Source organism: Paenibacillus sp. F411 (assembly GCF_017582705.1).
Lineage (GTDB): Bacteria > Bacillota > Bacilli > Paenibacillales > Paenibacillaceae > Paenibacillus_AQ > Paenibacillus_AQ algicola.
Genome location: NZ_JAGFIP010000001.1, coordinates 227,997 through 247,383 on the forward strand (window position 1 = coordinate 227,997; position 19,387 = coordinate 247,383).

Sequence of the window (19,387 nt, forward strand, 5' to 3'; positions counted from 1 at the left end):
CATGGATTGATTTTTTCAGTTTTGTTGTCCTCGAATTTGATCTCATAAGAGGTAATGTTAGTGTTATGAAAGTAATTAAAATAGATTTTTTCGATTTGAGTAGAATGGGGAATGACGCTTTTAGAAGATAACCGAACCGAAAAATAGATAACCGTCAAAGCAACAATTAACAACAACATGGCAAATACCAATATTATTTTCTTTTTCAACCTCATGAACCTCATCATTCCTCTCAGTCAAACCGTTTCCCTCTACCCATCCAATTCATTTGGACTCCTTCCTGTAATATAAACACTTCATTGACTTGAAAGGTTACCAACAACTTGTGTTTATTTGTGATCATCTCTAGAAAAGGTCATAAAAAAGGGGGCTCTGGTTCGTCCTTCCGAGTTACAAACACCTTGAACACGAAGGGAAGCAAAGTCAATACGATGGCGTTTGGAACCGTCATATTGACTTTGCTCGGTAATGCGTAGAGTTAAACAGCGGTTATGTTAAGGAGGTATGATTTGCTGCTGCCTTGGGCGTTACATAATATAAGCTGCCAGCAGCTTGACGGTATTCAATACAGCCTGCTTGTGCGTACGCTCCATAGCATGGGAGGCGTGGACGCCGGGGCCGATGAGGGCGGCGCGAATATTGCTCCCAGCAGACAGCGCTGCTGAGGCATCTGAGCCGTAATATGGATAGACATCGACGGCATAGGGAATGCCCTCGCGCTCCGCAAGCTCTATCAGGCGGCTCGTCATATCGTAGTCATAAGGGCCGCTGGAATCCTTCGCGCAGATGGATACATCGGTTTCCTTGCAGCTCAGATCATCGCCGATACAGCCCATATCCACAGCGATGAGCTCGTTAATCTCATCAGGAATGCTGGCCGCGCCATGCCCGACCTCTTCATAATTAGAGATCAGAATCTGGAGATGATACTGCGGCGTCCATTGCTCACGCTTCATGGACTCCAGCAGTCCGAACAGGGCGGCGACGCTCGCCTTGTCGTCCAGATGACGAGACTTGATGTAGCCGCTTGGAGTGGCTTCAGGCCTTGCATCAAAGGAGATATAGTCACCGACGGCAATGCCCAGCTTTTTCACATCCTCTGCGCTTTGAACACATTCGTCAATCCGTACTTCCATATTCTGCTCTTCACGGTCAAAGGTCCGGGCATCGCTGTACACATGTACTGATGGCTTCGTACTCATAATGGTTCCGGTATATGTCTGTCCGCTGCGGGTATGGATGATGCAGTATTCGTTCTCAATGCTGTTCATCATAAATCCGCCGATCCGCGTCAGCCGCAGAGTTCCTTCCGGCTTGATGGCCCTGACCATAGCGCCCAGTGTATCCACATGCCCGCTCAATCCAACGGTACGGCTGCCATCCTTGCCAGGTATAGAGAGGATAACTCCGCCTTTCTCATTCCGGGTGCAGGCTACGCCAAGGGACGCTGCTTCCTGCTCAATCTCCTTCATAATGCCGCCTGTAAATCCGGTCGGGCTCGGGGTATTCAACAGCTTCATCAGCAGCTCCAAAATATATTTCTCATTCGGTTGTATCTTCACGTGATCTTAACTCCTTCTAGCTCGAATAATATGCAGGCTAAAATACGGCCTGAGCGTGCTCCTTGACCCTAGCAGCAGCCTGCCTTCATGATGAGGGCAGATTACAGCTTATCCTTGCCAAGCTCATCCGATGGTGCGGACAGGTCATCAGTGTTTGATTCATAGTCCTTCTGAGTCGCTGACTCCTGAGCGACAGAAGATTCACCGGTAAGATTTGTGGTATTTAAATCACCATATAGCTCCTGATACTGTACCAGCTTGGCAGATAAGGCTTTGACTTCTCGTTGCAGCCGGTATTGGCGATAGATGCCATAGGAGCCAACGATAATCCCTCCCAGCAGGGTGCAGCCGATAATTAATAGAATCAGCGGCATAGATACGGTGCTGAACAGCAGATTGACCGAGACCGGATCGACATTAATGACAGCAAAAACAGCAGTAAGAAGTGCAAATAGCAGGCCAAGAATCAGGGACCACTGCATTTTCATGATGCTTCCTCCTTCATATGAGTATAAATCCCTTGCCGCAAAGACAAGGGATTTACTTAAACGCTATAAACAGGGTGTGATGTTATTTCGTAAGCTGCTCCATTTGCGTAATGACGTCCTCAAAGACGCTCATGGCTTCGCGGATCGGCTCTGGCGAAGACATATCCACGCCTGCTTTTTTCAAAATCTGAATGGAGAAGTCACTGCCGCCGCTCTTCAGGAAGGACAGATACCGGTCTACAGCAGGCTGACCCTCTTCCAGAATCTGCTTCGAGAAGCTCGTAGCCGCGGAGAAGCCCGTTGCATACTTATACACGTAGAAGCTGTTGTAAAAGTGTGGGATCCGGGCCCACTCCATGCTAATGTCCTTATCCACCACCATATCCTTGCCATGGTATTTCACATTCAGCTCGTAGTAAATGTCGCTCAAGTCCTGAGGAGTCAGAGAATCTCCCTGCTCGGCGCGCTCATGTACGATTTTCTCGAACTCGGCAAACATCGTCTGACGGAATACCGTCGTCCGGAATTGATCGGCATAGTACGTGAGCAGGTACATTTTTTCCTTCGGATCTGTAGATTTCTTGAGCAAATAATCCATCAGCAGAGCCTCGTTCGTCGTGGAGGCCACCTCAGCCAGGAAAATGGTGTACTGTGCATCCCGGTATTTCAATGCATTGTCCGAGTAGAAGGAGTGCAGCGCATGACCCATCTCATGAGCCAGCGTGAACATGCTGTTCAGGTTGTTCTTGTGATTCAGCAGCACATAAGGATGTGTGCCGTAGGCTCCCCAGCTGTAGGCTCCCGTACGCTTATTCTCATTCTCGTACACGTCGATCCAGCCGTTATCATAGCCCTCCTGCAGAAACCCGAGGTATTCAGCTCCAAGAGGCTGAAGGCCGTCCTTGACCTGCTGCTTCGCTTCCTCATAGGTGATGTCCAGCTTGTATTCATCCACGAGCGGGGCGAACAGATCGTACATATGCAGCTCATCTACCCCGAGAAGCTTCTTGCGAAGCTGCATGTAGCGGTGCAGCAACGGCAGGCTCTCGTGAATGGTATCGATCAGGTTCGTGTACACTTCCTTCGGAATATTGTCTCCGTACAGCGACATCTCCAATACGGATGGATACTTGCGTACCCGCGAGTAAAAAATATTCTTGTTTACGTTCGCATTCAGCGTGGCGGCAATGGTATTCTTCTGTTTGCTGTACGTTTCATAGACCGCCTTGAAGGCAGCTTCGCGGACCTGACGGTTCGGATTCTCAAGGAACTGGATGTAGCTGCCGTGAGTCAGCTCGACTTCCTTGCCGTTCTCATCCTTGATTTTCGGGAATTTCATATCTGCATTATTCAGCATACCGAAAATGGTCTGCGGAGCAGAAGAGAGGTTGCCGACCTGGGCGAGCAGGGCTTCTTCGGTTTTGGACAGAATATGGGCTTTCTCTCTCTTCATCTCTGTCAGGGTGAAGGTATACTCCGACAGCAGCGGGTTCTTGATCAGCTCATCGAGCTGGCTGTCTGTCATCGCCAAAATCTCCGGAGTTATGAAGGAGAGGGCCTCGCCCACCTCAACACTCAGCTTTTTGGCTTTCTGGGTCAACGCCTGGTATGTAGGGTCTGCGGTATCCTCATCATGATGCATATGGGCGTATACAAAAAGCCGCTCGGTGTGCTGTCCGATCTCATCCTCCAGCTCAAAGCACTGCTTGATGGCTTCAGCCTCGTTCAGCTTTCCTTGATACTGCTTGCTGCTCTCCGTCAGTCTGCGGACCTCCTCATAGGTCTGATCCCAGGCCTTCTGGTCTGCAAACATATCCTCCAGCTTCCATTTATGCTCGGCAGGTACTTCCGTGCGCTTTGGCAAAGTTTCCATTGAAATCCTCCTAATCGGGTTATCGTTGAATGGCATCCGGGCTGCCTGAACAGAAGCGCCGGGATGGGGGCTTGACAGCGGCAATAAGGACAACACCAGCGTCAGGCACAGTGCTCTGGTGTACTTCATTGGCAGTAACCTCCTCGATAGAAACAGCATCGAGCGATAGTATGCCTTGCCGCGCCTGCTTTCATCCGGGTCTCAGATCAAGAAGCACCCAGTGTGAAAAAGCTGTATACAATAATATAAAAGGCAAACAGAATCATGAAGATGGCGGTAATCGCCATGCCTTTGCGCAGCTGCGCAGGAATCCGGTCTCTGTTCATGATCATAATCAGGCCAAGACTGAAGGCCAGAATAATGAAAATGACGGCATTGGAGTAATCCATCGGCCTAGACCTGCTTGAAGCTCTGGATCAGCTCATTCCACTCATCCTCGCGCCCCTTGAAATCCTCTTGAGGGAATCGGTTATGCGCCCACTGCATCAGCGCCGGACGGCTCATGAACGTATGCGTTTCTTCGCCCCACTGATCCGAGATTTCACGGAGCACGAGATAGCGGCCCTGCACCTCGACCGTCATCATGTTCCACTTGTCTCTTTTGTATATTTCGTGTTTTTTAATCATATGCATTCTCCGTTTTTTGGGCTTTTGGGTAAATGATAACGCACCCGCTGTGCTAAAAGCAAATCATGAGCATCATATTTTTGCGTCAGAGCCATGAACGGATTGCATTGTTTTCGAACATGGGATATAATATGGATATTCGCCATAGATGGCGGTATTTTTAGGAGGTTGTTCATTTGAAAGGTACAGTTAAATGGTTTAACGCAGAAAAGGGTTACGGTTTTATTCAATACGAAGGCGGCGAGGACGTATTCGTACATTTCTCCGCTATTCAAGGCGACGGCTTCAAGACTCTTGACGAAGGTCAAGAAGTTGAATTCGACATCACTGAAGGTAACCGCGGTCCTCAAGCAGCTAACGTAATCAAGCTGTAAGCTAACTCCGTGTAACGGGGATCTTATAAAGCAAGAACCATTACAGTAATGAAGATGAAGGCACAGCTCCTCGGGGCTGTGTTTTTTTCTTGTTCTTTTTTTGACGTCCCCCCATCTTTGTCCTCTTCATACAACCTCGTCAAGAACTCATTTGTACAATAGGAATGATCATATTATAATAGGTTTGATTTGGATGAATATAAAAAAAACACAAGCATGTGGAGGCCGGGTTCATTGAATGATCAAGAGCTAAGCCGTAAAGCTCCGCGCAGTCCCATCGGCCTGATGAGCCGGGTGTACCGATTTATTCTGCCCGAGGTTTCTGCCGAACTGGGGAAGTGGCGGCGGGACGCCGAGCAAATACCTGATGACGAGCTAAGAAGCCAGGCGCTGGCAAGTATTGATACGAAGCGGTTTCACTGTCAGGGCGGCGCAGTCTATGCTGCGGCGAATTTGCCGGAGAAGCATATTCTGATTCCGCTGATTGTCGCTTATCAAACGATCAGTGATTATTTGGATAATTTATGCGATCGAAGCACCTCCCTGGATCCCAAGGATTTCCGGCAGCTTCACCAGTCGATGCTGGATGCCGTAACCCCGGACAAGGCCCTGGAGGACTACTATGCTTATCGCTCTGAGAAAGAGGACGGCGGCTACCTGACCCGTCTGGTCATGACCTGCCGGGAGGCGATCAGCCAGCTGCAGGGATACGAAGCAGCCCGACCATACATAAGGGATTTAGCTTCGTTGTACACGGATCTTCAGGTTCACAAGCACATTCATCCAGAGCAGCGTGAGGCGGCTTTGCTGGAGTGGTGGTCCATTCATGCCCACCGGACACCGCACCTGCGCTGGAACGAATTTGCCGCGGCGACAGGATCAACGCTGGGAGTATTTATGCTGTTCCTGGCGGCGTCAGATCCGTTTTTGGATGATCAGGATGCATCTAGCATTCATGCGGCATACTTTCCTAATGTATGCAGTCTCCACATCATGCTGGATTATCTGATTGATCAGGATGAGGACCGGATCGGCGGCGATCTGAATTTCTGCAATTACTATGATGACGCCGAGGCCATGCTGAGCAGGCTAACCTCCATTGTAGAATGGGCGCGCAAGGATGTGGCAGCCATTCCTTCGGCTGGATTTCACCGGATGATCATTGAGGGGCTTCTGGCATTATATTTATCCGATCCTAAAGTCAGTGAGCAGCAATTGGTTCGCAGTGTGTCCAAACGGCTGATGAAGCGGAGTCCGATGACCCGGATTTTCTTTCTGGTAAACAGCCGATGGATTCGCAGGCATAAAAATGATTGACCCACAAGGAGGAATAAACATGTCAGAAGTTAAAAAAATCGCAGTCTTGACCAGTGGCGGTGACTCTCAGGGGATGAACGCCGCACTGCGCGCCGTCGTCCGGAGCGGCCTGTACCATGGCCTGGAGGTGTACGGCATCCAGCGGGGATATCAGGGACTGCTAAACAATGAGATTAACAAAATGGATCTTCGCAGTGTAGGAGACATCATTCAGCGCGGAGGAACTGTGCTTCAATCCGCCCGCTGCCCGGAGTTTATGAAGCTGGAAGGGCAGCAGCGCGGTGCAGAAATTTTGAACCAGCACGGCATTGACGGCCTGGTCGTTATTGGCGGTGACGGCTCGTATCAGGGAGCGAACAAGCTGAGCAAGCTTGGGATCAAGACGATGGGACTGCCGGGCACAATTGATAATGATATTTCCTTTACCGATTATACGATCGGCTTCGACACTGCGGTAGGCGTCGTGGTGGATGCGGTGAACAAGCTTCGGGACACCATGTCATCGCACGCGCGCTCATCCATCGTTGAAGTGATGGGGCGCCATTGCGGAGATATTGCGCTGCATGCGGGCCTGGCTTCCGGAGCGGAAACCATTCTCGTGCCGGAAGTACCGTATGATATGGGCGAAATTGCGGATCGGATGAAGGAGAACTTTGAGAAGGGCAAACGTCACAGTATTGTGATCGTCGCTGAGGGCGTCGGACGCGGCGAAGATGTAGCTCACGCCTTGAAGGAGCGCCATGCCTCGATCGACGCGCGGGTAACGGTCCTTGGACACATCCAGCGCGGCGGTGCCCCGACGCCGTTTGACCGCAATCTTGCAAGCCGTCTCGGTGATTTCGCCGTGCGCAGCTTGATCCAGGGAGAATCCGACAAGGGCTGTGGCATCATTAACGGGGAGCTGGTGCTGACCGATATTGATAAGGTCGTGAACACGAAGAAGGATTTTGATATGGATATGTACGAGCTGGCACTGCGCTTGTCCCAGTAGGTATGAACCTGATGAAGCTCTGCGGAATCATTCCGCAGAGCTTTTTGACCAAGTATATGAAGCTGCGCATGCAAGCAGGGAAGCAGAGAGAGGAGCATAAAGCATGTATTTGTATCGTATGGAAGTCCTTTGTGACCAAGGAAGCTTTGTTGTAATCACGGCAGCAGAGAATGAGGAGAATGCATTTCTTGCGGTGGACGAGCATCTGGAGCGGCATTTCCTGACGGTGCCTGACATTCAGGAGGTTACGATGGTGGAGAAAAAGCGCATTACGCCGGGGGCGGCGTATGTGATTGAAGCGAAAGGCTAGGCTTAGATCCTGGTGCAGCAAGGGGACTCGAATGGATCATCCATTTGAGGGAGGCCCTCCATATAAATAAAGAAGCTGTCCCTCTAGATCTAATGATCTTCAAGGACAGCTATTTGTTTGTTTACAATGCTCTAGCTTCTGGCTGCAGGGTCATATCGGCGCTGCACCTTAATGAGCCGCAGCAGCAGCAATACTGCGCCTACCGCGAGACCGGTGATAAGCCCGATCCAGTAACCGAACGCGCCCAAGGAAGTATAGGAAGCCATCACATAACCGACAGGCAGCCCAATCACCCAATAAGAAAGAAAGGCAAGCATAAACGCCACATTGACATCCTTATAGCCCCGCAGCGCGCCCTGAGTTGGGGTAGCAATCGCATCTGAAATTTGGAAAAACACAGCGAACAGCAAAAATTGCGAGATCAACTGAACGACGGCGGGTTCGTTGGAGTACAGGCCTGCTACCTGCTTGCCCGCCGTGAACAAAATCACAGCAGCGAGAAGAGAGAGGAGCAGGGCGAAGCCGATGCCGAGCTTGGCATACAGCCTTGCGTCCTTCATGCGCCCAGAGCCTGCTTCAAAGCCGACCAGAATCGTAAGACTCAAGCAGATGCTGAGGGGAAGCATGTACAGCGTCGTCGCAAAATTGAGCGCTGCCTGATGGGCAGCAATGGTTGTCGTGTCATAGCTGCTCATCAGCAGCGTGACCGCCGCAAATACGGCAGTTTCAAAGAAGATGGAGAAACCGATCGGAACGCCGATCTTGGTCAGCTCCTTCCATGCCTTCAATGACACGCCGCGCAGCCTCCGGAAGATCATAAAATCGGAGAACGGATGCATCCAGTGAATGATCGCCACGGCAATGATAAATACCACCCAATAGGTAATGGCAGAAGAAACCCCCGCTCCAACTCCTCCTAAACGTGGAAAACCTGCAAGTCCGAAGATAAACAAGGCATTCAGGCCGACGTTCACCGGCAATGAAATCAGTGTAATGGCCATTGAGATCCGAGTCTGGCCCAGCGCATCCAGAAAGCTGCGCAGCACGGTATAAGCAAATAACGGGATGATGCCGGCCGAAATGGCGGTCAAATAACCCCCAGCAACCTCTTTTACCGCAGGCTCCAGAGGCATGTGCTCCAGAATAACCGGAACGCAAGCATAACCAATGCCCAGCACGAGAAGTGCGAGGAGGACCGAGAACCATAGCGCCTGAAGCACTTGATACGCCACCTTGCTTTCCTGGCGGGCTCCCATCAGCTGGGATACGATCGGGGTAATGCCGATCAGAATTCCGCTAAGGCCGGTCTGGACCGGGATCCAGAGGCTCGTTGCAATCGCAACGCCGGCCAGATCGCTGGAGCCAAATTTACCGGACATATTAGAGTCAAAAAAAGCCATTGCCGATAAGGACAGCTGTGTAACAAGAATGGGCAGCAGAATGACGAGAAACTGCTTGAATTTCTGCCCTAAAGAATGGGTTTGCTTCATGGTATTTGGCCTTCTTTTCTATTGTTCTATCCATGGACAATATAAAAACCCGGCCACAGGGCCGGGTGCTCATGGTTCAGTAGGATGCATGATGGCGGCTTACTTGTATTCAACTCCCTTAGTGTACCTGTTGGAGGCGTTCCAAAGCAAGTATTCGTCGACCTTCATCTCTTTCAGGGCGCGAATCTGTTCCTCGACTTCCTTCTTGCCGTACTTGGCATAGTTTCCGCTTCCCAGCCAGCTTGCTGTGAAATCCTGAATCCATGGCCGGATAATCGGCTTGTAGGAGCCAAGTGGATCCAGCTTCTCGTGCGTATCCTCCATCGAGCCCTTAATCGTCTGATAAGGGGCCTTGTCCGGGGTCTTGGAGCCAAACCAGCCGGTCGTGTAATGACTTGGATACACCATAGGGCTGATGACGTCCACATGCTTGGATATTTTGACAAAGTCCTGTCCAATGCCCTCCGCAGCCGGTACAGAAGCAGCATATCCAAAAATATCAACCGAAACGCGAATGCCCAGCGGCTCCAGCTCCTTGCGGGCATACTTCACGAATTCTGCAACGATATCCACGCGCGACTGCTCGCTCTTGGTGTACTTGAGGGAATCGGCACGCTTCTCAAAGCCCTCCGGGAAGCGGACGTAGTCAAACTGAATTTCTTTGAAGCCCAGCTTGGCTGCTTCTTTGGCGATTTCTACATTGTAATCCCAAACCTCCTTGCGGTAAGGATTGACGAACATATCGCCGCTGCCATTCTGCCACACACTGCCGTCACTCTTCACGAAGGAAAGCTCCGGATTCTTCTTCGCCAGAATGGTGTCTTTAAATACAACGACCCGGGCGATTGGATAAATTTCATGCTTGTCCAGGCGTTCCATCAGCTGGCCCATGTCCTTGATAAAAGGCTGAGGCTTTCCCATTTCCTGAAGCTTGGCGTTCTCCGTCTTGTACGTTATGTATCCCTCGTCATCCTTAATGTCAATGACCATCGCATTCAGCTCGGTGTCATCCACCAGCTTGACCAGCTCTTCCATGCGGGAGCCGCCTGCGCTGTATGCTGTGACGTAAATTCCCTTCACAACCGGCGCTTCGTCCTGCTGCGGATCGGATTTCACAGCGTTACCACTGCCTGCTGCCGGCTGCTTTGCGACCGTGCTCATGGAGGTCTGCAGCAGGCTGGTCACCTCGCCGTCCGGCTGGCCGTACATCCCCATGCCGCCTGCAGTCCAGATGAGTAAAGCCAAGATGATGTTCATAATTACCTCTCTCCCTTGTGTCCTTGCACAATAATAAATATTATATACAACCTGTGTCTGACAAAAAGAACGGAATTGTTACAACAAAACAACCGATATGTCATTTGACACCCTCAAACACAGATACCTCACTTTTTTAAACGAAATTGAAGGGCTTCAAACGCTAACCTACCAATAGATGGATATGCATCTAAAAAAAGGAATACAAAAAAATGCCGCCATCCATTAAGAAGCAGGAGGGCGGCATTTCTGGTTCTCTCCCGAAGCATGTATGCTGCGGGCCGATATCGTTAATGAAGCAGAGCTTGATTCTGTTGCTCACAAATGCTGTACTGAATAATTTCAAGAGCGTCTTCTTCTTCAAGAATCCTTAAGCCGTCGCGGAGGACAATCCGGAAATTGAGCTCACTCTGGTTAAAAAAGGGCATCATCTCCGGAAACCATTTCAAGACGATTTCTGACAATTTGACCGTTTCCATTTCCACAAAAATCACCCTTTCCTTCCTTTTTGTGAGGCCAGGCAGGATCTTCTTAGTAAACGGAAAAGCAAATGCGGCTGTAATCTTGGAAGAGCAGCCTATCCATATTGTAGGAGCTGCGCACTCGTATTATACCACAAAGTCTAATTCTTTTAACAACTTCATGATTAACCCCGGCGAAATTGTCCCATCACCCCAACGGTTTCTACAATGTTCACAAAGGCCTCCGGATCAGTTTCTTTAATAATAATTTTGAGCTCCGCCAGCTCGTAGCGGGTGGTGACAGTCATGAGCATGTCTTTTTCCTTATGGCTGAAGGCACCCTGAGTCTTGATCCGCGTCACCCCGCGCGGCCTTTGCAGCAGCTTCGAGAGCAGCTCCTCCGTCCGGTCTGTGACGATGAAGACGGTGACTTTGATGTTATTGATGTAAATGAAGTCAATCACGCGTCCAGTGACGTACATCGACAGCATGGAGGCGAGCGCAAGATTCCAGTCATTCTCCAAGTAAGCGACAGCCAGAATTACCAGCGTGTTCATGCCGACGAGCACGCTGCCCACTGGGAAGTCCCGGTATCGGGTCACGATGGAGCCGATGACATCAAAGCCGCCCGTAGAGCCGCCTGCCCGGAAAGACACACCTGCACCGAAGCCGACGAGCAGACCGCCGAACACGGAGGACAGCAGCATATCAGAGGCAACGGACTGCACGGGTATGAATTCCAGCAGTACCGTAACAATGGCAACAGACAGCATGCTGAGTCCGACAAAACGTTTGCCGAGCTTGATCCAGCCTGCAATCAGGATAGGAATGTTGATCACAAAATACATCACGCTGATATTCAGCGGAGAGAAGTAGCCGATCAGCATGGCTACCCCGGATACGCCTCCGCTGAGCAGGTGGTGGGGGATCAGAAACAGGTTAAAGCCGCAGGCAATAACGACAGCCCCGGTAATGATGGATATGTATGTCCAAAGGGCTTTGATCATAAGTACTCACCTCGGTAGTTAGTATGACATTATGGATGCGGCTGGTATTCCTTCATCAATGTGTGATATACTGTATTGGATATTCTTGAGTAGATGATTACTAAGAAAACTTTGCACGCTTATCAGGATGATTATACATTAGCCGACCTTGTATTTCGGCAGTAATAAATTATGGTCAACCCTCATGCAGAAAATCCTGCGGGCCGGGAAAGCCTAAACAAGTCACCGCTACTTAAGAATACAGAGAAGAAAGTGGGATGTCCACTAGATAGAAGGAGTATGAACCTATTGAAAACATTTGCAGATTTTGGTCTGGAGCCCCGCGTGCTTCAGGCAATTACCGAGCTTGGCTTTGAAGAAGCCACTCCGATTCAATCCCAGTCGATTCCGATTGCTTTGGCCGGACGGGATATGATTGGTCAAGCACAGACCGGTACCGGAAAGACCGCAGCATTCGGATTGCCCCTCATTTCCAAGATTCAGCGTGAAGAGGAGCGTATTGTCGCTCTCGTTATGACACCAACCCGTGAGCTGGCGATCCAGGTTGCTGAAGAAATTGGAAAGCTGTCCCGCTTCAAGGGAATTCGCAGCCTGCCAATCTACGGAGGCCAGGATATCGGCCGTCAGATCCGTGCACTGAAGAAGAAGCCGCAGATTATTATCGGAACGCCGGGTCGTTTGCTGGATCATATTAATCGTAAGACCATTCGCCTGGATGATGTTCAGACCGTTGTCCTGGACGAAGCGGATGAAATGCTGGACATGGGCTTCATGGATGACATCCAGTCCATCCTGAAGCTGGTGCCGGAGGAGCGTCAGACGCTGCTGTTCTCGGCGACCATGCCTCCGAATATCCACAAGCTGGCTCAGCAATTCCTGAAGGACCCTGAGCATGTATCGGTTATTCCGAAGCATGTTAGCGCACCTCTGATTGATCAAGCTTACATTGAAGTTCCTGAGCGCCAGAAGTTCGAAGCACTAAGCCGCCTGATCGATATGGAGTCCCCGGATCTCGCGATCGTATTCGGACGCACGAAGCGCCGGGTTGATGAGCTGGCTGAAGCGCTGCAGAAGCGCGGTTACTCTGCTGATGGACTGCACGGTGATCTGTCACAGCATCAGCGTGACACGGTTATGCGCAAATTCCGCGACGGAAGCATTGACGTCCTGGTAGCTACCGACGTTGCAGCGCGTGGACTGGATGTTTCCGGCGTATCGCACGTTGTCAACTTTGACCTTCCGCAGGATCCGGAAAGCTATGTACACCGTATTGGACGTACGGGCCGTGCCGGCAAAGAGGGAACAGCGTGGTCTTTTGTAACGCCGCGTGAAATTGATCATCTCCGTTTCATCGAGCGTGTAACCCGTCACCGCATCCCTCGCAAGCCGCTGCCAACGATGGCTGAGGCGATTGAAGGCAAACAGCGTGTAACGGCAGAGCGTGTGCTTGAAATGGTGGAAAATGGTGAATTGAACGAATACAAGGGTCTGGCGATTCAGCTCCTGGAGCAGTATGATTCTGTTCAGCTCCTGGCATCGGCTATGAAGCTGTTGACAGGCGATGACAAGAAGGAAGCTGATGTTCAGCTGACTCCGGAAGATCCGATCCGCGTGAAGCGCCGGAAGCCGGACATTCGCAGTGGCCGCAAGCCTAGCGGCGGTTACAACCGCGATCGCCAAGGCAGCGGAGGCGGATACAACCGTGATCGTCAGGGTCAGGGCGGAAGCGGCGGCCGTGGAGGCTACAACCGCGGTGGCAGCAGCAGCGGCGGATATAGCCGTGATGGCGGCTCTTCCTCTTCCCGTGAGGGTGGATACAACCGGGACCGCAGCAGCGACCGGGATCGCAAGCCACGCTCGTATAACAATGACCGCAGACCGAGCTCGAGCAGCAACGACTACAATAGCTAAGTCGAATGAATAACATAAAGACGGAGCTGCGCCATTACGGCGTCAGCTCCGTCTTTATATTCTTGCCGTCTTAGATGTAGAATGCGCGAGTGATGATAACGAGCAGGATAAACAGAACCAGAACAATACCAACCGTTGAGCCGTAGCCATAGCCGCAAGCGCCGGCACCAGCGTAACCTCCGGATACACAAGACATGAAGATTCAACTCCTTTGAAGGTGGTGTTAGTTTACATCCATATCATATGGAGCAAAGCGTTACCGGGTATGGACGAAAGCCCGGTCTTTCCAATTTAGGCTCTGGTCACAGAGACATAAAATAAGGTATATTAGTAGGTACATGCATGAGACAGTGAGGAGGAAATGGTTTTGGAAATGAAGGGACCCATGGGGGGCTTATACAGAATAACCGAATGGATCACCCGTATCGCGTTTACGAACATCCTGTGGGTGTTATGCTCTTTACCGTTTTTGTTTTTTCTGGTGACTAAATTTATGATGATGGTGCAGGTGCCGGACGCTGTAAACGAGCAGATCCTGGCCAACTGGATTATGGGCATTCTAGCGCCGTTCGTCTTGTTCCCGGCAACTGCTGCCATGTTTACCGTAGTCAGAAAGTGGGTTATGGGCGATCCCGACGTCCCCGTGTTTAAGACCTTCTTCAGAGGCTATAAGGAGAATTATAAGCAGGCAATGATTGGCGGTTTCGTGTACACTCTGTTATTTGTGATCATGTACATTGACTACACCGTATACATGACTCAGATGGGAGACGGCTTTCAGCTTGTAGGCATTGTCATGCTCGTGCTGCTACTGGTGCTGTTCGTATCCTTGTTCAATTTCTTCTCCATGGCGGTCCATTATGAAATGAAGTCGACCCAGCTGCTGAAGAATGCGGTGCTGCTAACCCTGATTCGTCCATTCCGCGTCTTCTCGACACTGGTGGGAAGCGCTCTCTTGATCTTTATCGGCATACGGGTTCCTGTGCTGTTCGTATTCTTCTTGTTCTGCATCATGGCAGTGTTTGCGTTCTTTAACTTCTATGGAACCTATATGAAGATGCAGGAGCAGGCTGAGCGGATGAAGCAGCAGGAAGAAGAGGAATCTGCCGAGCGAGCCCTCCTGGAAAGTATGGAGCATGTAAAATCGGACGAGAAATCGAAAGATTCCCGTTAACATAAGGTTTACTTTTTCGCAAAAAACCCCTATAATGATTTTACATCCTGCGATGTACGTTTCGGTACTTACGTTGTTTTGAACCAATGACGATGTCTAGGGAGATCGACATTGAATCGCGGCTGAAATGCCCTGTCTATATGACTAGGGGAATTCATAACCGATTTTGAGATCACCCACCTGCTATAGCAGGTTCGAAGACAATGTTACCGGACGGCATAGGCGGGTGTTCCTATGATTAAATTTTTGGCGCCTCTTCCTTTTATTGACATAAAGGGCAGGGGCGCTTTTTCATGAATGTATATATACAGAAGAAAAGACGCAGCGGCCTAGCAATAAAGGTTTGCTGAGAGGCTAAACAATGGTAAACTAGAGAGTGAAAAGGGAACGGTCATTTATAAAGGAGGAACGGTCTTTGTCATTCAAACGAGTTCTAGTGGGTATCGTGCGCAGTTATGACGGCACAAGCGACCGTGCTAAAGACCCGAAACTAAAGACACGATATTATAATCTTTCTAAAGAAAAATGCTTTGAGGAAGTAGCCTCGAACCTAAAGAAAATTCCCGGCTACAAGGTTCTGCATGAAGTCCCTTCGGTAGGGGAGATTATTCTCGAGAAAAGAACCAAGACCGGTCGTACTCTGGATATTACCGTGTCCGTACTTGGGATCAATCCCGTCCGCTCCGCCGTGGATATGTATTCGGCTTCCCGGGGCTCCCTGGGTGATTTGGGGGCTAATTATCGAGTGATTCTACAATTGTTCTCTGTACTGGACAAAAGATTGTCCAAGCACAGAATTGATGCATAGCACAGCAAAAAGCGGGAGAGCTGCTCTCCCGCTTTTTTACAGGTGTTATGTAACCTGGTAATGACTGCTTCTAGCGCAGCGACTTGACGGCTTCCATGGCAGCGTCATAGTTCGGGTGCTCTGTCATTTCAGCCAAATACTCGACATAGGCAAGCTTGTCATTCTGGTCCACCACGAAGATGGAACGCATGTCCAGCTGGAATTCCTGAATGAGCACACCATACGCTTGTCCGAAGGAACGTGTCTTATAGTCAGACAGGGTGATCACTTGCTCTACACCGGCTGCACCACACCAGCGGGCTTGGGCGAATGGAAGGTCAGCACTGATCGTCAGGATGACAACGTCTTCACCGAGCGAAGCGGCTTCCTCATTGAAACGGCGCGTTTGAGCGTCACAGACACCGGTATCCAGTGATGGCACTACGCTGATCAGTTTGATTTTGCCGGCGTAATCCTTGAGGCTGACCTCCTCCAGCAGATTTTTGCTTACTGTGAAATCAGGTGCCTGATCGCCTACCTTCAGCTCGGGGCCTATTAAAGTAATAGGATTGCCTTTAAATGTCGCAGCATCTTTACGTTCTTGAGCCATGTACAACTCCTCCTTGGAAATTCAAAGTTTGGTGATTGGTTTCATGGTACATTATAATCTTTTTAAAATAAGGATGTCCACCCGGGGTCCTGATGCACATCCAGGAAGGAGGATTCCATGATCTTTATTCGATACGAAAGCTATAAGAGCTATCTCCGGTATTACCCGTTTACCTCACTGCTGCTGCTAGCCAATCTGGTCATGTTTCTGATCGTAACCTTTGATGGCGGCTCGAATAATGTCTACGCGCAGCTGAAGTACGGTGCACTGGCTGTGGTAGAACCTTTCAAGAGTGAGTGGTGGCGCTATTTCGCTTCCATGTTTCTTCATGGAGGCTTGGAGCACCTGTTTTTTAACAGCTTTGCGCTGCTTGTCATTGCGCCGCCGCTGGAGCGGATCCTCGGGAGTATCCGTTATGCCGTGCTTTATCTGCTCAGCGGTGTAATGGGGAACGTGCTTAGCGTGGCTTACTATGTACAGAGCTCATCAGACGTGATCTGGCTGGTCGGTGCCTCCGGTGCCATTTACGGCGTGTACGGGGGTCTTCTGTATATTGCCTTGTTCCAGCAGAACAAGATGGATGAGAGCTCCAAGAAGACGCTATACACGCTGCTTATCATGGGCGCGGTGTTCTCGTTCATGCCGGGCATCGGCTGGATGGCTCATTTTGGCGGTGCCATTACCGGCTTCTTCATCTATGGATTGATGCTCCGGCTGTTTAAAGGGTCACGAATGTAACAGATTAATTACAGGAAAAAGCATGGGCTTTATGGAATGCAGAATGGAGCGAGAAATAGCGTGGAATTAAGACAGTTGCAATACTTTGTCAAGGTTGCGCAGAAAGAGCATGTTACCCAGGCCGCAGAGGAGCTGCATGTGGCCCAGTCCGCCGTGAGCCGCCAAATCCATCAGCTGGAGGAGGAGCTCGGAATCAATCTGTTCATGCAGAAGGGGCGTAATCTTCAGCTGACGCCAGTAGGTCAGCTGTTCTGCAAGCGGGTAGAGGGAATTATGAAGGATCTAGATCGGGCGGTGGCAGAAATCCATGAATTTCTGGACCCGGAGCAGGGGGAGATTCGAATTGGATTTCCTCACAGCCTGGGCATTCACCTGATCCCTTCCATCGTTGCGGAATTCAAGCAGAGATATCCGAATGTCAGATTCAGGTTTAAGCAAGGGATGTATCCAACGCTAATTCGGGATGTGCTGTCAGCCGAGGTTGACCTGGCTTTCGTATCTCCATTTCCGGATCGGGAAGATCATATCCAGGGAGATGTGATGCTGACCGAGGAGCTGTTTGCGATTCTTCCGCCGAATCATCCGCTGGCCGGAGAAGAAGAGATCAAGCTGGAGCAGCTGAAGGAAGAACGCTTTATCCTGTTCAGCAAGGGCTACTCGCTGCGGCCGATTGTATGGCATGCCTGTCTGGAGGCTGGCTTTACGCCGAAGATTGCTTTTGAGGGAGAAGAGACAGATACGATTCGTGGACTTGTAGCAGCAGGGATGGGCGTCAGTCTGCTTCCGGAAATGGCGTTATTTCAGACCAACCCTCTTCAGCCGGCGAGAGTTCGCATCTCAGAGCCGAAGGTTACCCGCTCGATCGGTTTGATTCATCGGGCAGATGAGAAGCTGCCGCCCGTAGCGCAAGTGTTCCGCAGCTTCCTGCTGAATTATTTTGGACTATGCCAAGGACAGGGTGAGGGTAAACTCCCCGGGCAGGCATAGGAGTGATCCTGTGACTTGGCATGAAGTAGATACCTAGGAAGGTGCGGACGGGCAGGAGAGTGGGCTGCATGACCACCATGACTGACAATAAGAGGCGGTGCCGGAGAGCTTGCTCCTGGCGCCGCCTTTTCATATTCTGCCCTGCACGCGTAAAAAAGCTGCTCTCCAAACCCGTAGGTCTAGGAGAGCAGCTTCGGTTAGATCTATTCGCGGTTCGTGAAGATCATAATGTAGCGAATGAGCTCCAGGAGGGACAGCAGGGCTGCAGCGACATAAGTCAGAGCAGCGGCGTTCAGAACCTTAGCTACACCGCGTTCCTCGTCATTCGTAATATAGCCTTCGGAGACCATGATTTCCCGGGCGCGGTTACTTGCGTTAAATTCGACGGGCAGGGTTACAAGCTGGAAAGCAACGGCGGCCGAGAAGAAAATGATACCCAGACCAATTAGGTTGAAGGCACCGAACAGAAAGCCTGCAATCAACAGAAACGGTGCAATGCCGGATGCGAAGTTTACGACCGGAAACATCTTGTGGCGGGCAACCAGCATCGGATAGCTCACTTTATGCTGAATAGCGTGACCGACTTCGTGGCAAGCAACGGAAACCGCAGAGATCGTACGCTCATAGTAGACCGGCTCGGAGAGGCGAACGACACGCTTGATCGGGTCATAGTGGTCACTTAGTGCTCCGGGAACCGGCTCAATCGGTACATCGTACAGGCCGTTGGCATCCAGCATGTGACGCGCTGCATCATAACCGGTCATCCCTCTGAGATTCTCGACCTTGGCCCATTTGTTGAAGGTACCCTTAACTCGAAACTGGGCCCACAACGAGAAAATAAAAGCAATGATGATAAGAATAAACATACCATCTGTATACATTTGTCATTCCTCCAGTAAATTTGATTTACATTGATGTAAAATGGTTCAGAAAAATTTGCAGCGACTCCATACAAGCCGCTCCCTTCGGCAAAATCCTGGATAAAGCCGCCTTGGCCTGGTTCGGCTTCATGCCCTGGAGCATGGGACCGATCTCATTTACTTCCCGTTCAAGCTTCTGAATCTGCAGCTCCAGCTGGGACAGCTTATCGGAAACCTCATGATCCTCCACAATTGAACAGCGCTCCAGCGTTTCCTTGATTTCTTCGAGGGTATATTTCTCTTGTTTCAACTGATTGATACGTTGCAGCGTGGCTAAAGTTTCAGGGTTGTACAGCCGGTAATTTTTCACAGTCCGTTTCTCGGGAGTTATCAGTCCGAGCTTCGTGTAGTAATCGATCGTTCTCTCGCTGATTCCTGCCGCCTTTGCCAGTTCCCCGATTCTGAACAGCTGATTGGAGGCGTTAATCTCTCCCACGTATGATCACCTCGCAGGCTTGTTTAATGATACTTACTATATAATTGAATGATACATGATTGCCAAC

General features: G+C 50.4%; 22 protein-coding genes and 1 other RNA gene. 10 read left to right on the forward strand and 13 right to left on the reverse strand.

The annotated features are described in order from the left end of the window. Window positions 1–527: 527 nt before the first annotated feature. The 5 genes from JJQ72_RS00985 to JJQ72_RS01005 form a co-directional block, all read right to left on the reverse strand. A complete protein-coding gene (locus JJQ72_RS00985) occupies window positions 528–1,562 on the reverse strand; it encodes a M42 family metallopeptidase (RefSeq protein ID WP_138226356.1) in 1,035 nt (344 codons plus the stop codon). 101 nt (window positions 1,563–1,663) lie between these two features. Beyond that, on the reverse strand, window positions 1,664–2,050 hold the full coding sequence (locus JJQ72_RS00990) for a LapA family protein (RefSeq protein ID WP_208202439.1): 387 nt from the start codon (window positions 2,048–2,050) through the stop codon (window positions 1,664–1,666). Window positions 2,051–2,132: 82 nt separating this feature from the next. Next, window positions 2,133–3,923, reverse strand: a complete 1,791-nt coding sequence (pepF, locus tag JJQ72_RS00995; RefSeq protein WP_208202632.1) for an oligoendopeptidase F — start codon at window positions 3,921–3,923, stop codon at window positions 2,133–2,135. Window positions 3,924–4,129: 206 nt separating this feature from the next. After that, the gene (locus tag JJQ72_RS01000) at window positions 4,130–4,312 is read right to left on the reverse strand and encodes a hypothetical protein (protein ID WP_138226354.1); all 183 of its coding nucleotides are present in this window, start codon (window positions 4,310–4,312) and stop codon (window positions 4,130–4,132) included. A 4-nt stretch (window positions 4,313–4,316) separates the two neighbouring features. After that, window positions 4,317–4,550 carry a hypothetical protein gene (locus tag JJQ72_RS01005; RefSeq protein ID WP_208202440.1) on the reverse strand — a complete coding sequence of 78 codons (234 nt, stop codon included), beginning with the start codon at window positions 4,548–4,550 and terminating at the stop codon, window positions 4,317–4,319. A gap of 176 nt (window positions 4,551–4,726) precedes the next feature. On the opposite strand from JJQ72_RS01005, the gene JJQ72_RS01010 reads away from it, so the two are divergent. The 4 genes from JJQ72_RS01010 to JJQ72_RS01025 all read left to right on the forward strand — a co-directional run bounded on the left by JJQ72_RS01010 (window position 4,727) and on the right by JJQ72_RS01025 (window position 7,542). Further along, window positions 4,727–4,924, forward strand: coding sequence for a cold shock domain-containing protein (locus JJQ72_RS01010; protein ID WP_138226352.1), 198 nt, complete (start codon window positions 4,727–4,729; stop codon window positions 4,922–4,924). Window positions 4,925–5,158: 234 nt separating this feature from the next. After that, on the forward strand, window positions 5,159–6,241 hold the full coding sequence (locus JJQ72_RS01015) for a tetraprenyl-beta-curcumene synthase family protein (protein ID WP_243895787.1): 1,083 nt from the start codon (window positions 5,159–5,161) through the stop codon (window positions 6,239–6,241). Between the two features lie 19 nt (window positions 6,242–6,260). After that, entirely contained in the window at window positions 6,261–7,232 is a 972-nt protein-coding gene (gene pfkA, locus JJQ72_RS01020) for a 6-phosphofructokinase (RefSeq protein WP_138226350.1), read from the forward strand. Window positions 7,233–7,335: 103 nt separating this feature from the next. Continuing rightward, entirely contained in the window at window positions 7,336–7,542 is a 207-nt protein-coding gene (locus tag JJQ72_RS01025; protein ID WP_138226349.1) for a DUF3906 family protein, read from the forward strand. 131 nt (window positions 7,543–7,673) lie between these two features. On the opposite strand, the gene JJQ72_RS01030 is transcribed toward JJQ72_RS01025, so the two are convergent. The 4 genes from JJQ72_RS01030 to JJQ72_RS01045 all read right to left on the reverse strand — a co-directional run bounded on the left by JJQ72_RS01030 (window position 7,674) and on the right by JJQ72_RS01045 (window position 11,757). Then, window positions 7,674–9,032 (reverse strand): MATE family efflux transporter, encoded by a 1,359-nt coding sequence (locus JJQ72_RS01030; RefSeq protein WP_208202442.1) that lies wholly within the window; start codon window positions 9,030–9,032, stop codon window positions 7,674–7,676. 99 nt (window positions 9,033–9,131) lie between these two features. Further along, window positions 9,132–10,289, reverse strand: a complete 1,158-nt coding sequence (locus JJQ72_RS01035; protein ID WP_138226347.1) for a putative glycoside hydrolase — start codon at window positions 10,287–10,289, stop codon at window positions 9,132–9,134. A 290-nt stretch (window positions 10,290–10,579) separates the two neighbouring features. Continuing rightward, a complete protein-coding gene (locus JJQ72_RS01040; protein WP_175415301.1) occupies window positions 10,580–10,783 on the reverse strand; it encodes a hypothetical protein in 204 nt (67 codons plus the stop codon). A 152-nt stretch (window positions 10,784–10,935) separates the two neighbouring features. Beyond that, a complete protein-coding gene (locus tag JJQ72_RS01045) occupies window positions 10,936–11,757 on the reverse strand; it encodes a YitT family protein (RefSeq protein WP_138226346.1) in 822 nt (273 codons plus the stop codon). 288 nt (window positions 11,758–12,045) lie between these two features. Between JJQ72_RS01045 and cshA the strand changes: the two genes are divergently transcribed. Further along, window positions 12,046–13,668 carry a degradosome RNA helicase CshA gene (cshA, locus tag JJQ72_RS01050; protein WP_208202443.1) on the forward strand — a complete coding sequence of 541 codons (1,623 nt, stop codon included), beginning with the start codon at window positions 12,046–12,048 and terminating at the stop codon, window positions 13,666–13,668. A 70-nt stretch (window positions 13,669–13,738) separates the two neighbouring features. On the opposite strand, the gene JJQ72_RS01055 is transcribed toward cshA, so the two are convergent. Beyond that, on the reverse strand, window positions 13,739–13,864 hold the full coding sequence (locus tag JJQ72_RS01055; protein ID WP_138226344.1) for a YjcZ family sporulation protein: 126 nt from the start codon (window positions 13,862–13,864) through the stop codon (window positions 13,739–13,741). Window positions 13,865–14,035: 171 nt separating this feature from the next. Between JJQ72_RS01055 and JJQ72_RS01060 the strand changes: the two genes are divergently transcribed. The 3 genes from JJQ72_RS01060 (at window position 14,036) to JJQ72_RS01070 (ending at window position 15,650) form a co-directional block, all read left to right on the forward strand. Beyond that, window positions 14,036–14,842 (forward strand): YesL family protein, encoded by an 807-nt coding sequence (locus tag JJQ72_RS01060; protein ID WP_138226343.1) that lies wholly within the window; start codon window positions 14,036–14,038, stop codon window positions 14,840–14,842. Between the two features lie 41 nt (window positions 14,843–14,883). Further along, window positions 14,884–15,075, forward strand: a non-coding RNA gene (gene ssrS, locus JJQ72_RS01065) — 6S RNA. Window positions 15,076–15,257: 182 nt separating this feature from the next. Beyond that, window positions 15,258–15,650: a DUF1499 domain-containing protein gene (locus JJQ72_RS01070; RefSeq protein WP_138226342.1), complete on the forward strand. Its 393-nt coding sequence runs from the start codon at window positions 15,258–15,260 to the stop codon at window positions 15,648–15,650. Window positions 15,651–15,720: 70 nt separating this feature from the next. Here the strand turns inward: JJQ72_RS01070 and tpx are convergent, their stop codons facing one another. Beyond that, on the reverse strand, window positions 15,721–16,239 hold the full coding sequence (tpx, locus tag JJQ72_RS01075; RefSeq protein ID WP_138226341.1) for a thiol peroxidase: 519 nt from the start codon (window positions 16,237–16,239) through the stop codon (window positions 15,721–15,723). A 117-nt stretch (window positions 16,240–16,356) separates the two neighbouring features. On the opposite strand from tpx, the gene JJQ72_RS01080 reads away from it, so the two are divergent. Then, a complete protein-coding gene (locus JJQ72_RS01080) occupies window positions 16,357–16,977 on the forward strand; it encodes a rhomboid family intramembrane serine protease (protein WP_208202444.1) in 621 nt (206 codons plus the stop codon). A 60-nt stretch (window positions 16,978–17,037) separates the two neighbouring features. After that, window positions 17,038–17,964, forward strand: coding sequence for a glutamate biosynthesis transcriptional regulator GltC (gene gltC, locus JJQ72_RS01085; protein WP_138226339.1), 927 nt, complete (start codon window positions 17,038–17,040; stop codon window positions 17,962–17,964). A gap of 203 nt (window positions 17,965–18,167) precedes the next feature. Here the strand turns inward: gltC and JJQ72_RS01090 are convergent, their stop codons facing one another. Together JJQ72_RS01090 and JJQ72_RS01095 are read right to left on the reverse strand one after the other, a co-directional pair. Beyond that, window positions 18,168–18,845 carry a zinc metallopeptidase gene (locus tag JJQ72_RS01090; protein ID WP_138226338.1) on the reverse strand — a complete coding sequence of 226 codons (678 nt, stop codon included), beginning with the start codon at window positions 18,843–18,845 and terminating at the stop codon, window positions 18,168–18,170. 25 nt (window positions 18,846–18,870) lie between these two features. Next, window positions 18,871–19,320, reverse strand: coding sequence for a MerR family transcriptional regulator (locus tag JJQ72_RS01095; RefSeq protein WP_233281010.1), 450 nt, complete (start codon window positions 19,318–19,320; stop codon window positions 18,871–18,873). Window positions 19,321–19,387: the final 67 nt, after the last annotated feature.